This is a genomic window from Peribacillus butanolivorans, from assembly GCF_001273755.1.
GTDB classification, from domain to species: domain Bacteria; phylum Bacillota; class Bacilli; order Bacillales; family DSM-1321; genus Peribacillus; species Peribacillus butanolivorans.
Genome location: NZ_LGYA01000001.1, coordinates 1,479,325 through 1,492,511 on the forward strand (window position 1 = coordinate 1,479,325; position 13,187 = coordinate 1,492,511).

Genomic DNA, 13,187 nt, shown 5'->3' on the forward strand with positions numbered 1-13,187 from the left:
ATGGCGGGCTTTCGGATTTATGTTTTTGGTACCCATTTTTTATTAGGAAGGTGCCAATTATATGTGTAGGAAAGGACGCGCAATAAAGTGATAGCGGTAAAGAGTGTATATAGCTGCCATGACTGAGATAAGACTCCGCTGCCTAACGCTAAGCCTGCAATGATGGCCCAGACTGCGTAGATTTCTTTTCTAAAGACTAATGGTTTTCTTCCGGCCAGCACGTCACGGACTACCCCGCCACCGCATCCGGTTAACGCAGCTGAAACAATAATGGCGCTTATGGGATGATTCAGTTCAACCGCATACATGGCCCCTTGTATAGCAAATGCAGAAAGACCAATCGCATCACTTAAGTTCCCCCATCTGTCCCAATGCTTTGATAGAATGGTAGGAAAAACAAAAACGATGGTGATAGATACTAATGCAATGATAAAATAGAAACTTTGATCCCATAATGTTGATACAGGTACACCAATCAATAAATTTCGGATTGCTCCTCCACCAAAAGCGGTTACGATTCCTAAAATATAAACGCCTAAAATATCATACTCTTCTTCCATGGCAATAATGGTCCCGCTTATGGCAAATGCAATTGTACCTATGAGGCTTAATACTTCCCATGTCATATGTTTTTCCCTCTATGTCTTTTCAATTTGATGTTAAAGTCAAATTTGATTTTAGCATGTTATCGAATAATTTAAAATGGTTAAAATCTTTGTTTTTACGAAAGTTTTATAAGTTTAATTTTTTTTGTTATGATTAACTGAAATCTTTCATAAAGGTGGTGCGCGATTTGGATGAATCAATGAAGGAAACGGCTGTATTAATAGGATGCCAAACAACAGAGGCTAACGAGCGTTTTGAATATTCGTTGGATGAGCTGGCTTCGTTAGCGAAGACGGCGAATGGCGAGGTGCTAATGACAATCACTCAGAAAAGGGAAAGGGTTGATCCGTCTACATATATAGGTAAAGGAAAAGTGGAGGAACTTCAGAATTTAGAAGAAGAGTTGGAGCCGGATCTATTTATCTTTAATGATGAATTATCTCCAAGTCAGATTCGTAATCTTTCTAAATATTTGCAAGCAAGGATCATAGATCGGACACAGCTTATTTTAGATATTTTTGCTCAGCGAGCGCGCTCAAGAGAAGGGAAGCTGCAGGTTGAACTGGCTCAGCTCCAATATTTATTGCCGCGTTTGGTGGGGCAGGGTACGGCAATGTCCAGGCTAGGAGGCGGAATCGGCACAAGAGGACCTGGAGAAACGAAGTTAGAAAGCGACCGCCGCCACATTCGTGGGAAAATTGATGAAATCAAACAACAATTAAGCGGGATAGTTAAGCATCGTGAACGGTATCGCGACAGAAGGAAACGAAATAAAACCTTTCAAATTGCCCTGGTCGGATACACGAATGCGGGTAAATCAACGCTGTTCAACCGTTTAACTGAGGCAGATTCTTTCGAGGAGAACCAGTTGTTTGCTACACTTGATCCGATGACTCGAAAAGCCATTCTTCCTAGCGGATTTACCGTGCTACTGACGGATACTGTTGGCTTTATACAAGATTTGCCGACTTCTTTAATCGCAGCATTTCGCTCGACACTCGAAGAAGTGAAGGAAGCTGATTTATTGCTCCACGTTGTCGATTCCTCAAGTTCGGATTACTTTAATCACGAGAAAACGGTACACGATTTGCTAAATGACTTAGAAGTCCCTTCCATTCCACAGCTAACGTTGTATAATAAGAAAGATAGGATTCACACTGACTTTGTAAGGTCATCTAGTAATGCTTCATTATTAATAAGTGCCTATGATCATTCAGACCTGAATCAAATCATGGAAGAAATTGAAAAGTACGTGATTGATGAAATGATCCCGTATAATGTTTTCCTGCCTTCAAGTGAGGGTAAACTATTATCACAGCTGAAAAATGAAACCATATTGCGCACTCTCTCCTTTAATGAAGAATCGGAAAGATATGAATGCAAAGGTTTTTGTCTAGCTGATCATCCATTAACCGGCCAGCTAGAGAAATATTCATTATAAAGGAGAATTTAGATGTATCAGCAGTTAACACATGGAGAAGTGTTAAAAAACATTGCCCAGGAAGTAGAAGCAATGATTTCTCCGTTACATAAACAAGTTGATGAACGAATTGAAGAAAATCAATTTCGTGTATTACAAAGTTATCAAGCACATCGAGTGAGTGATTCTCATTTCATCCCTACGACAGGGTACGGATATGATGATATCGGCCGCGACACTCTTGAATTGATTTATGCCGATGTCTTTGGTGCAGAAGCGGGATTGGTGCGTTCACAAATAATATCGGGTACACATGCGATTTCAACTGCTTTGTTCGGCATATTACGTCCAGGGGATGAATTGCTGTACATAACTGGAAAGCCATATGATACATTGGAAGAGATTGTCGGTATCCGAGGCTCGGGTATCGGATCTTTGCGTGATTTTCAAATTAGTTATAAGGCTGTTCCGTTATCGGGATATGGAACAGTTGATTTTGAAGCCGTTAAACAGGCAATTCAACCGAATACGAAAATGATCGGAATCCAACGCTCAAAAGGGTATGCTACACGTCCTTCCTTTACGATTGATGAAATTAAAGAGATGATTTCTTTCGTTAAAGAGATAAACCCAGAAATTGTCGTGTTCGTAGACAATTGTTATGGGGAGTTTGTTGAAACTCAAGAGCCGTGTCATGTAGGGGCAGATTTAATGGCTGGTTCTCTCATTAAAAACCCAGGTGGCGGAATAGTAAAGACAGGTGGATACATTGTCGGTAAAAAAGAATTGATCGAAGCTTGCTCTTATCGTTTAACATCACCAGGAATTGGTGCGGAAGCTGGTGCCTCGCTTTATAGTTTGCAGGAAATGTATCAAGGATTCTTTCTTGCGCCCCACGTCGTTGGACAAGCCGTTAAAGGTGCCATGTTCACTGCTGCCTTTTTGGAAAAAATCGGTATGAATACGTATCCTAGATGGGATGCGAAACGCACCGATTTAATTCAATCTGTCCAATTTGATGACCGGGATAAAATGGTTGCCTTTTGTCAGGCCATTCAATATGCATCGCCAATCAATTCGCATGTGACACCCTATCCTGCATATATGCCTGGCTATGAAGACGATGTGATCATGGCAGCAGGAACCTTTATTCAGGGAGCAAGCATTGAATTGACAGCAGATGGTCCGACAAGAGCTCCTTATGTCGCCTATGTTCAAGGTGGATTAACATATGCTCATGTTAAAATCGCCGTGTTGACTGCTGTGAATTCTTTAATGGATAAAAAACTGATCCAATTGTAATAAGAATACTAGCTGAATTTTTCCAGTTTTCGTTTCAGAATCCAGTTTAACTGGATTCACAGAAAAAATAATAGTCATAATATTTGATAAGTTACAAATCATTTTGCTTTTCTAAAAAAATCATGTCATAAAATGTAACATCATCTTGACAAGTTTAATAACATATAATATGATTATATCAGATAAAAAAAGGAGGATGCTAAGAATGAGTGGCAACAACATTCGGCGTTCGATGCCTCTTTTTTCCATCGGAATTGTGATGCAGCTAACTGAATTGTCTGCGCGTCAAATTCGATACTACGAAGAGCATCAACTAATTACTCCTATGAGAACAGATGGAAATCGTCGGGTTTTTTCTTTAAACGATATTGATCGACTACTTGAGATTAAAGACTTAATCGAACAAGGAGTCAATCTGGCCGGCATAAAAAAAATTTTCACTGTAAAGGAACAGAACTTACCTAAGACTCAAGATTTAGAACAAGCGGAAAAGATAAGACAGGACCTTAGTGACGAGGAGCTTCGTAAGCTTCTACGTGCTGAGCTATTACAAGGCAGTAAGCATCGAACATCTCTTCGACAAGGGGATATGTCCCGTTTTTTCCAATAAAAAATATGATTTATGAATTATTATTTAGGGGGAATTAAAATTGGCAAAGTTCACACGTGAAGACATCACTCGTTTAGCAAAAGAAGAAAATGTTAAGTACATCCGTTTACAGTTTACTGACATTTTAGGAACGATTAAAAACGTTGAAATCCCAGTTAGTCAATTAGAAAAAGCTCTTGATAACAAAATGATGTTTGACGGATCTTCTATTGAAGGCTTCGTACGTATCGAAGAATCTGATATGTACCTATATCCTGATTTAAATACATGGGTTATTTTCCCTTGGACTTCTGAAAAAGGTAAAGTTGCTCGTCTAATTTGTGATATTTATAATACGGATGGAGCACCTTTTGATGGAGATCCTCGTACTAACTTAAAACGTGTCCTTGCAGAAGCAAGAGAAATGGGCTTCACTGATTTTAATCTTGGACCTGAACCAGAATTCTTCTTATTCAAACTAGATGCAGCTGGAGAGCCAACTCTAGAATTGAATGATAAAGGCGGATACTTTGACCTTGCACCTACTGACCTAGGAGAAAACTGCCGTCGCGATATCGTTCTTGAACTTGAAGAAATGGGATTTGAAATTGAAGCATCTCACCATGAAGTAGCTCCAGGACAACACGAAATTGACTTTAAATATGCAGATGCAATTTCAGCATGTGATAACATCCAAACTTTCAAATTGGTCGTTAAAACGATTGCCCGTAAACATGGTTTACACGCAACATTCATGCCTAAACCATTGTTCGGTGTTAATGGATCAGGTATGCACTGTAACGTTTCTTTATTCAAAGGAAGCCAAAATGCCTTTTACGATACAGAAGGAAAATTAGAACTAAGTAAAACAGCAGAGCAATTTATCGCAGGTATCATTAAGCATGCTCCTAGCTTCACAGCGGTAACAAACCCAACTGTTAACTCATACAAACGTCTAGTGCCTGGTTACGAAGCTCCTTGTTATGTTGCTTGGTCTGCTAAAAACCGTAGCCCATTAATTCGTATCCCAGCTTCACGCGGTGTTAGTACTCGTGTTGAGGTACGTAGTGTCGACCCAGCAGCCAATCCATACTTGGCACTTGCTGTAATATTGAAAGCTGGTCTTGACGGTATCAAAAACAACCTAACTCCTCCAGCTCCAGTTGACCGTAACATTTATGTAATGAATAAAGAAGAACGTGAAGAAGTAGGAATCGTAGATCTACCAGCTACTTTATATGCTGCATTGGAAACATTAAAATCCAATGAAATCATCAAAGAAGCTCTTGGTGATCACTTGCTTGAACACTTCATCGAAGCAAAAGAAATTGAGTGGGATATGTTCCGCACACAAGTTCACCCATGGGAACGCGAACAATATATGTCTACTTATTAATAGCTTAAAAGCCTTGGCATTACTGAGTTTCTCAGTTGCCAAGGCTTTTTTTATTTTAATGATATGAGAAGGAAACTAGATGATTGACCACATTACATACTATTTCATTTTTAATTGTTCATAATCCATGTATTTTGAATATCCAACTACACTTTTTTCTTCGAGTTCCTTTGACATGTGAGCATAGACATCTGCTGTTGTTTGAATTGATTTATGTCCTAAGCGTTCTTGCACATCTTTTAAACTTGCCCCGGATTTAAGAAGTAAAACAGCCTGGGTATGACGTAAACCGTGAATGGTTATATGTTTTGTAATTCCTGCTTTTCTACATATGCGAATAATAGCCCTGTGTAAGGTGGATTTTGAATGGTGGGTACCTGTGAATTATACACAATCTGGATTATAACTAATTCAAAAGGGTATTTAAACCTCATTTTAAATCGAAAAGGCAAATAAAAGTGGACAAATTAATGTCTATATATTCGCGAACTATTTCCGAACGATTCGCGAACGATAAACGGACACTTATTCATTTTGGATGTGCTAAAGTAATAGTATGGAAGTTTTGAAGAAGACTTCTAAATAAAACATGCACAATTAAAAAGTCGTATATCGTATGAAAAGGAAGATATGGCTATTCATAAACTGATTAAAGATAATAAAGTGATTAACTTTAATACAGTTTCAGAAGCAGTTGGTGTATCAAAACCATATTTGTACAAGAATCCAGCAATTCGAGGGCGTATCGAAACACTACGCTCTCAACAAACAAAAGTACAAACCCAAAAGGCAGTAAAACAAAACATGAACGATGAAAATAAAGATGCTTTGATTGAAATTCTGCGAATGAAAGTGAAAGAGCTTGAAAACAAGAATAAAGATTTGACTAAACAACTGAAGAAGTTCCAAGGAAGTCTCTACGATCAGATTTAAAAAATCGGTTTTCGTTATTAAAAGACCAATTTAAGATCTTAAGAGCGTTTGTTAGAATCTATCAACTAGGCGTTCAGTATTGGAGTGTCATTAGGGGGAAATCATATGATCTGGGCTTTTATCATATTCTTTTTAGCTACATTTGCAATGGGAGTCATTGGTGCACCACAATGGGGGCTTTTTGTCTTGTTGTTCCTTTTTTTGGCTTACCATTTTATATTTTACTACTATCCAGTTCTTTTTGGAAAAAATGCAGATAAAATCAAGCAATACTTAAGAAAATCAAAAATACCGAATTATCATTTCATTTACCAGCTACTTTACAGTAATGAAGCAGAGGCGGAAAAAACACTGAATCGCATCAAACAGAAAACAGCTAGGAATCACGCAAACGTCATGCTTCTTACTAAGCAAAAAAAGTACAAAGAGGCAAAAGCACACTTATCAAAAATGAAGGATAACAAAGACAAATCCTATTATGGTGCTGTTATTTCCCTTCACGAGGGTAACCAAAACTCCTATAACTCTTATAAAGAACAGATAAAGGATACCGTATACCTCTCCTGGCTTGAGGCAGAGGAATTAGTTCTTGAAGGATACAAAAATGAGGCGATTGCGATATTGGATGAACAGATAAAACACTTGAGAGGGTTGAAGTTACTTTCTGCCGTACATTACAGAGATTCAATGACTCAGGATGAATAAATAGAGGAGAACTTTATGACAGAAGGCGAAGAGTATTTAGAAAGTACCCAGAACTTAGAAAATGGATAAATCAATGTGGTGCTTGTAATGATTGGATACAAACCTGAATTGCTACTTGAACTATCAACTTACGGCGGTGAAACATCAGCCGCAGCTAAAAACCTTAGAAAGTTTTTTAAGGAACTCCCTTTAAATGAGATTGGTCTATGTGATGTTTGTAAGATATTTATAAGGTGAGTTTAATTAAATTTTGTCTCAAAAACGAAGATAAAGCGAACGAACGAGAGATTGGGATCGAGTTTGAAGAACTTGAAATCCAGGAAGAAGAATACGATATCAAGATGAATTTGGTTTGCTTCTAGGGATTGAAGAAAACAACCGAATAAAGCCAGCTGGCATAATGGAGTTTGTCACTCCTGCAGCAAGGAAGCAGTTCTAAAACCAGTATCAAGATTTAATTGTAGAGGAGAACAAGAAATTCATATACTTGGACCCCAAGATTAAATGCAGAGTTAAGTTCAGAAACAAGAATGGTTTGCTACGTATACCTTCTATTGTTGAATATATATCATAACCGTCTATCCATTGGGTAGGCGTTTTTTAATGAAGTATATTCTTTGTAAACTTGGCATACAGTCTTACATGTTCGCTAACAAGTAAACGTTCATGTAAAAGTCTTGTGCCTAGTTTAGTGTGAATAAATACCGGTGAATAGTCCCTTTTGTCGAATTTAGTTAACTAGGAGGGAAGGAAGAATATGAAATTATCAGAAGTTGGATTTAAAGGTCAAGTTTTTGGATTTATAAAGTTCACATCTTATGTTGAAAGTTTCTTGTCTGGAGATTTATATATGAACAATTTCAAAAAGTATATTGATATGGAAAGTGTTTTGGGAGAAAAAGGTGTAGGAGACAAATTTGAAGCAGCACATGTTTTTACGGATTTAACATTGAATTTCTTTACTCAAGATACCTATGAATTAGTAATGTCGGGGCGAACTAAGAAGATGAATTTTAGAAAAAATATAAATGAAAAAAGACCATTATATTGTATGTTTGCAATTGTCGGTGATATGTTAAAAGTGGTTAAAGAGGATGAAAAGTATTACTATACTAAATTTGATTTACCTAAAGAACAAATCGATAAAATGATTAGGGAGTTCGGAGATAGATTAATTTTTGTTAATCCATCGCAATTTATTGACAGAATTACTAAAACATTTAATGAAAAAGGATATGCTTACAGAGGGGGGTTGGTAAAGTATGATGATTATAACATCAATTCCTCAGCTAGGATGAGCTCTTATAAAAATCAAGGGACAGATATTTATTTTTGGAAAGATAAATACTTTGAAAATCAATATGAATATCGAATAGTTCTCACAAATCAAGAAGTTGATGAAGCTTTAATTGTGAACGTAGGTGATATTTCAGACATTAGTACTATATTTAATGCAAATGAATTTTTTAGTGATAAATTTGAAATAAGGTTACGAAAGAAATTGAATCTAAGCATCCATTAATTGGGTGCTTTTTAATTGCTCTAAAACGAGATTCCTAAAGAAAATCTTTAAAGAAAATAAATAAAGAAAACCCTCTGAATTGTTCATTTAGGTTTATATAATCGGTAATAAAGAAAAGGGAAGGCATTCAAATTGGCGGTGTTGTCTCAGAATTAATAAGGGGAACATAACAATGTTTTTGGATGAGTCTACAAGTATTTAATGAATATGCCTGGGCACAATAACCTTAAAAGGGGTGTGCTGATGAAAAAAGAAAATCGCTCTTCTGATGAACCTACAATTGCTGAAGGAATTAATACAGAAGATGAATTGAAAAGAGATGCTACTAAAGAAGAGATTGATAAAGGCGATTATACGAAAGTAACCACTTTGTCTCTTGATGAGAACGATCCTAGTTAAAACACCGTTTCCCGCGGTGTTTTTATTTTGGATAAGAAAGGTGTTCAAGATGAAGTTTGCTGACCATCATTTATCTAAATTGGACATTCAGAAGTTTAATCAACTTAGAAGAGGCAGCCATCAGAGTAAACCCGAATCCAAGCCTAAGAGAAAAGAAGAATTAAATTTTAAAGATGTTAAGGAGTTAATGGGAATGAATCGTGATATCTATAAGCGTGTGAATGGAGCTGTTAGGAGGAAATAAAATTGTGAAGTCTAAATTAAAAAGCACCTAATAAAGGTGCTTACTAGTTATATATCTTTTTAAAGTAATGAACAAACATTATGTTCATGACAATTTCGACTATAGCAGCGATAATTACATCGATCAGATTAGTTTCATCCATAGAATGATAAGGTGCAAAGAATCCTATATATATAAAACCAATGATAGTTAAAAGTATGGTCCATAAGATGTTCCGTAAAAACAGCGGAATCATTAAGCTAAAAAAGGGCAAGAAGAAATCTAAATCTTTTCTACTTCTCTTTTTATAAATACTGATTAACAGATAGATTGCAATCACATTGATTATAATAAACAAAAAAAGATCAATAACATCATACCTATTCATTGAAGAAGGATTATAGACTACAGGAAGTGAAAGCACAGTAAGAGCAACTATTGCCCAAAAAGTAATGCTGTAGCTTTTCCTTTGTTTGTCATTTACTGTTCTTTCCTTTAAGGCCGTAACGAGTTTGTTAATATTCCAGATATACATGGTTGTCTCCTTATGTAATAGATTATCAGACTAATTATAGGTTAGGGTTCACTGAAAAGCTATCTTTATTAAGATAGTAGGGGGAGGTCTTGGGTCTATTATGATCGTGATATTTCATGGGTAAGCAAGCTCACTATAATAAATACAAGCGTGATAAAGAAGCCAAGAGGTTCTATAACTCATCTGCTTGGAAGAAGTTTCGTGCAGTTGTATTTGCGAGAAGTTGCTGTTAACTTGGCAGAGTACAAGACAGATGAACAGAAGCGTAAGTTTTACAAGTCTGGTGAATGGAATAAGTTAAGGCTCAAAGCTCTAGAGAGAGATAACCATGAGTGCCAACAGTGTAAGCGCGAGGGCAGAGTCCATGTGGATTCAGTTAAAGTGGAGGGTGAACGGAAAAGTATCGAGTTGAATGTGCATCATAAGTATGAGATTGAAGATTATCCTCAATTAGCTTTTGTATTGGATAACTTGGAAACACTGTGCTTGAACTGTCATAACAAAATACACAATAGAGTATTTGGAGACAGAAAAAGAAAAAATGGGATGACGAGAGATGGTAACACCTCCCACCAAATTATTTCAATCATCAAAAAAAACCCGGGGACCAGGGAGGGGGTCGTTTCCCAGATTTATCATCAATTTTTCACGTTAGGGGGGTGGGTACATGGCGGTTAAGATCACGGTACTTAAAGAACAGGTAATGAACAAATTAAATTTGGATGATTTGATCCAAGTTAAGAAAGTGGAAAGGTATATCGATTTGGTCAAGTCTTTTAGAAGGGTTAATAAAATCATTATCAAAGAGGGAGAATCCGTTAAAACGAAAAATGGATCCCAGTCTTATACTAAAACCCCCCTGATTGGTGAACGGAATAAGATTAATGCATCTTTATTGAGTATAGAAAAGTCATTTGGTTTCGAGGGTGAAAAGGAGATCAAGCATAGCGCTAGTGACCTTATATGATTTCAAATAAATACGTTGATAAATATATTGACTTGTATGAGTCGGGTAAAATCAAGCTCAATGAAGAGCGTGTAATGTTAATTGATTATCTACAAAAACACGTGTTGATACGTGATGATATATATTTTGATGAAGAACTAATCGAAAACTTTATTAAATTTGCAGAAAAATGGTACTTCCCACTAGCGCCTTTTCAAAAATTTATTTCGGCGTTTGTCTTTCTTTTTTATAAAGAGGATAACGCTGTTTTTTATGAGCAATTTCTAATCATGATGGCTCGTGGTGGCGGGAAGAATGTACTTATATCTGCATTGGGTCATTTCTTTATAAGTCCTTTGCATGGTATCCCAAGGTACAATATCTCTATTTTTGCCAACAATGAAAAGCAAGCAAAGGTCTCTTTTAGAGAGGTTTATGAAACAATCGAGTCGCATGAATTATTGGAAGACATGTTTTATCGCTCAAAAGTTGAAATAACAGGAAATGATACAAAAAGTGTAATGCAATACCACACATCGAACGCAGGATCTAAAGATGGCCTTCGTGATGGGTGTGTGATCTATGATGAGATTCACCGATATGAAAATTTTGATGTTGTAAACGTATTCTCTAGCGGACTTGGAAAAGTGCCGAATGCTAGGGAATTTTTTATAGGCACGGATGGATATGTCCGTGAAGGATTCTTAGACAAAATGAAAGAACGCGCCATGAACATCCTGGAAGGTAAAGACCTAGATGACCCTCTATTCCCTTTCATATGTAAAATTGATGACCCTAAAGAGGTTGACAATCCCGAGGTATGGAAAAAGCGAATCCTATGTTTAGTGAACCGAGAAGTTCTTATGCAAAGGGATTATTCAAAAAGGTACGTACCCAATTTAAACAACTAGTTAATAATCCTTCAAATCGTGAAGAGTTTATGACCAAACGGATGAACCTTCCGGAAGTGGACTTGGCAAAAAGTGTAGCAAGCTGGGAAGATATCTTGGCCACAAACAGACGATTCCCTGACTTATCGCACCGAACCTGTGTAGGAGGTTTGGATTTTGCCAGTATCAAAGACTTTGCTGCAGTCGGGTTGCTTTTTAAAGTAGGTGAGGATTACGTTTGGAAATCCCACTCATTCGTTCGTAAAGGATTTTTGGATACCGTTAAGTTAAAAGTACCTATCAAAGTATGGGAAAAGCCTAGGGTAACTTACAATTGTGGACGAGCCTGTTATAGGTATCCGTCACATTGTGAACTGGTTTGTAGAAATGCGAGAGCTATACGGCTTAACCAAGATTGTTGCCGATACGTTCCGTTTGGATTTGGTAAGAACAGCATTAGAGGCGGAGGGGTTCGAATTAGAATTTATCCGTAATCCTAAAGCCAGTCGTTCTTTGTTAGCCCCACGAGTAGAGACTTTATTTGCAAAACACAATACTATCTTTGGGGACAATCCACTCATGCGATGGTACACGAATAATGTATTTGTCCACATAAAAAAAGACGGTAACAAGGAGTACCTGAAGAAGGACGAATTCAGAAGGAAAACAGATGGATTCCAGGCGTTTATCCACTCTTTATTTAAAGCAGATGAAATTTTAGTGGATGATGTGGACTTTTTCTTGGATGATATAGATTTTTAAAAGGCTCACTTAAAGGATGTTGTTGATTTTCTTGTTGAACTAACTGGGAAGGGTGTTGAAAGAAGGTGTTACTTTGGTGAACTAAAGGGGCAGTTAGTTCAATAAGAACCTTTTTAAAACGCCTAAATTAATTAATATTCCATGCCTTTTATCCTTAATTACTTAAGAGAAAGGGAAATTTGATGAAACAACTATCCCATCATTTGCTGCGATCTTTGTAACCTAAAATCGATTGGATGATGAATTTATTTCTTTTTATTATGAATTATTGATTTTAGTAGACGCTTGTCTATTCAATATTTTAATACCACCATATTTTATAGTAAGTATTTGAAAGAGACTAGTGATGATTTGATAATTATGATGTAGCAGTTATTATTTTAGACTTTAATAGGTAACCAAAAGGGAGCGTTAGGAATGGCAGATAAAACATTCGATGTAAAAATCAGTGACGATTTACACAATAAAGTTATGCGAATGATAAATTCAAGTGGAGTTACGTCAAAAGAATGGTTTGAAAAGGCGGTAGTATTAACTGAAATTCATGGTTTAAACATAGCTGTAGGTGATCATAATGAATACTTTTCAGAACTTGAAGTCCATACGACTCGTATTCATGAGTTAGTGGCTAACATGATTAAACGAAAAGTTTATTTAAAAGAGGAATTAGCAACAAAAAATGAAGATATAGCTTCAATTGCAACAAGCCTTGAAAACAACAATAATGAAATTGCAGAACTTCATAAGCAAATAGACGAAATGAGAACAACCAATGTAAATAATTATTCATTGAATGGGGTGTTAAGCAGACTAGTAGCTGAGCAAGAAATACAGCTAAAAGATTTAAAAGAAGTAATTAGCACCAAAGAAAAAGTAATTGTGTCATTTGCTGAAAGTCTAGAAAACAGCAAAATAGAAAATGCAGAACTTCATAAGCAAGTAGACGCAATGAAATGAAA

At 36.5% G+C, this 13,187-nt stretch carries 14 protein-coding genes and 3 pseudogenes; 14 read left to right on the plus strand and 3 right to left on the minus strand.

What is annotated here, in order from left to right:
• Window positions 1–17 precede the first annotated feature (17 nt).
• Window positions 18–626 (minus strand): trimeric intracellular cation channel family protein, encoded by a 609-nt coding sequence (locus tag AKG34_RS07050; RefSeq protein ID WP_053345432.1) that lies wholly within the window; start codon window positions 624–626, stop codon window positions 18–20.
• Window positions 627–805: 179 nt separating this feature from the next.
• Between AKG34_RS07050 and hflX the strand changes: the two genes are divergently transcribed.
• From hflX to glnA, 4 genes are all read left to right on the plus strand, one after another.
• Entirely contained in the window at window positions 806–2,047 is a 1,242-nt protein-coding gene (hflX, locus tag AKG34_RS07055) for a GTPase HflX (protein ID WP_053348022.1), read from the plus strand.
• A 12-nt stretch (window positions 2,048–2,059) separates the two neighbouring features.
• Window positions 2,060–3,328, plus strand: a complete 1,269-nt coding sequence (locus AKG34_RS07060) for a methionine gamma-lyase family protein (protein ID WP_053345433.1) — start codon at window positions 2,060–2,062, stop codon at window positions 3,326–3,328.
• Window positions 3,329–3,533: 205 nt separating this feature from the next.
• Window positions 3,534–3,938, plus strand: a complete 405-nt coding sequence (locus AKG34_RS07065) for a MerR family transcriptional regulator (protein WP_053345434.1) — start codon at window positions 3,534–3,536, stop codon at window positions 3,936–3,938.
• 40 nt (window positions 3,939–3,978) lie between these two features.
• Complete coding sequence (glnA, locus tag AKG34_RS07070; RefSeq protein ID WP_053345435.1) at window positions 3,979–5,313, plus strand: type I glutamate--ammonia ligase; 1,335 nt, start codon at window positions 3,979–3,981, stop codon at window positions 5,311–5,313.
• A 99-nt stretch (window positions 5,314–5,412) separates the two neighbouring features.
• On the opposite strand, the pseudogene AKG34_RS07075 reads toward glnA, so the two are convergent.
• Window positions 5,413–5,676 (minus strand): annotated as a pseudogene (locus AKG34_RS07075) (tyrosine-type recombinase/integrase); the annotation flags it as partial.
• A gap of 219 nt (window positions 5,677–5,895) precedes the next feature.
• On the opposite strand from AKG34_RS07075, the gene AKG34_RS07080 reads away from it, so the two are divergent.
• From AKG34_RS07080 to AKG34_RS28255, 6 genes are all read left to right on the plus strand, one after another.
• A complete protein-coding gene (locus AKG34_RS07080; RefSeq protein ID WP_053345437.1) occupies window positions 5,896–6,246 on the plus strand; it encodes a DUF6262 family protein in 351 nt (116 codons plus the stop codon).
• A 105-nt stretch (window positions 6,247–6,351) separates the two neighbouring features.
• Complete coding sequence (locus AKG34_RS07085) at window positions 6,352–6,951, plus strand: hypothetical protein (RefSeq protein ID WP_053345438.1); 600 nt, start codon at window positions 6,352–6,354, stop codon at window positions 6,949–6,951.
• An 87-nt stretch (window positions 6,952–7,038) separates the two neighbouring features.
• A complete protein-coding gene (locus AKG34_RS27875) occupies window positions 7,039–7,188 on the plus strand; it encodes a hypothetical protein (protein ID WP_161804906.1) in 150 nt (49 codons plus the stop codon).
• 520 nt (window positions 7,189–7,708) lie between these two features.
• Entirely contained in the window at window positions 7,709–8,473 is a 765-nt protein-coding gene (locus AKG34_RS07090; protein ID WP_053345439.1) for a hypothetical protein, read from the plus strand.
• 243 nt (window positions 8,474–8,716) lie between these two features.
• Window positions 8,717–8,872 carry a hypothetical protein gene (locus AKG34_RS28250; RefSeq protein ID WP_162878799.1) on the plus strand — a complete coding sequence of 52 codons (156 nt, stop codon included), beginning with the start codon at window positions 8,717–8,719 and terminating at the stop codon, window positions 8,870–8,872.
• A gap of 49 nt (window positions 8,873–8,921) precedes the next feature.
• Window positions 8,922–9,116 (plus strand): hypothetical protein, encoded by a 195-nt coding sequence (locus AKG34_RS28255; RefSeq protein WP_053345440.1) that lies wholly within the window; start codon window positions 8,922–8,924, stop codon window positions 9,114–9,116.
• Window positions 9,117–9,159: 43 nt separating this feature from the next.
• Here AKG34_RS28255 and AKG34_RS07100 read toward each other — a convergent pair whose 3' ends face one another.
• On the minus strand, window positions 9,160–9,630 hold the full coding sequence (locus tag AKG34_RS07100; protein ID WP_053345441.1) for a hypothetical protein: 471 nt from the start codon (window positions 9,628–9,630) through the stop codon (window positions 9,160–9,162).
• Window positions 9,631–9,864: 234 nt separating this feature from the next.
• On the opposite strand from AKG34_RS07100, the pseudogene AKG34_RS07105 reads away from it, so the two are divergent.
• The 4 genes and pseudogenes from AKG34_RS07105 (at window position 9,865) to AKG34_RS07120 (ending at window position 13,185) form a co-directional block, all read left to right on the plus strand.
• A pseudogene (locus AKG34_RS07105) lies at window positions 9,865–10,193 on the plus strand (HNH endonuclease).
• Between the two features lie 104 nt (window positions 10,194–10,297).
• Complete coding sequence (locus tag AKG34_RS07110) at window positions 10,298–10,597, plus strand: P27 family phage terminase small subunit (protein ID WP_053345442.1); 300 nt, start codon at window positions 10,298–10,300, stop codon at window positions 10,595–10,597.
• Window positions 10,594–12,228 (plus strand): annotated as a pseudogene (locus AKG34_RS07115) (terminase TerL endonuclease subunit). The gene AKG34_RS07110 and the pseudogene AKG34_RS07115 overlap by 4 nt, the downstream one beginning before the upstream one ends.
• Before the next feature lie 417 nt (window positions 12,229–12,645).
• On the plus strand, window positions 12,646–13,185 hold the full coding sequence (locus tag AKG34_RS07120) for a hypothetical protein (protein WP_053345443.1): 540 nt from the start codon (window positions 12,646–12,648) through the stop codon (window positions 13,183–13,185).
• The last annotated feature ends 2 nt before the right edge of the window (window positions 13,186–13,187 follow it).

Bases quoted from the DNA above. Each gene is read 5' to 3' on its own strand.
- AKG34_RS07050 (WP_053345432.1), bottom strand. From the start codon at position 626: ATGACATGGGAAGTATTAAGCCTCATAGGTACAATTGCATTTGCCATA.
- hflX (WP_053348022.1), top strand. From the start codon at position 806: ATGAAGGAAACGGCTGTATTAATAGGATGCCAAACAACAGAGGCTAAC.
- AKG34_RS07060 (WP_053345433.1), top strand. From the start codon at position 2,060: ATGTATCAGCAGTTAACACATGGAGAAGTGTTAAAAAACATTGCCCAG.
- AKG34_RS07065 (WP_053345434.1), top strand. From the start codon at position 3,534: ATGAGTGGCAACAACATTCGGCGTTCGATGCCTCTTTTTTCCATCGGA.
- AKG34_RS07085 (WP_053345438.1), top strand. From the start codon at position 6,352: ATGATCTGGGCTTTTATCATATTCTTTTTAGCTACATTTGCAATGGGA.
- AKG34_RS27875 (WP_161804906.1), top strand. From the start codon at position 7,039: ATGATTGGATACAAACCTGAATTGCTACTTGAACTATCAACTTACGGC.
- AKG34_RS07090 (WP_053345439.1), top strand. From the start codon at position 7,709: ATGAAATTATCAGAAGTTGGATTTAAAGGTCAAGTTTTTGGATTTATA.
- AKG34_RS28250 (WP_162878799.1), top strand. From the start codon at position 8,717: ATGAAAAAAGAAAATCGCTCTTCTGATGAACCTACAATTGCTGAAGGA.
- AKG34_RS28255 (WP_053345440.1), top strand. From the start codon at position 8,922: ATGAAGTTTGCTGACCATCATTTATCTAAATTGGACATTCAGAAGTTT.
- AKG34_RS07100 (WP_053345441.1), bottom strand. From the start codon at position 9,630: ATGTATATCTGGAATATTAACAAACTCGTTACGGCCTTAAAGGAAAGA.
- AKG34_RS07110 (WP_053345442.1), top strand. From the start codon at position 10,298: ATGGCGGTTAAGATCACGGTACTTAAAGAACAGGTAATGAACAAATTA.
- AKG34_RS07120 (WP_053345443.1), top strand. From the start codon at position 12,646: ATGGCAGATAAAACATTCGATGTAAAAATCAGTGACGATTTACACAAT.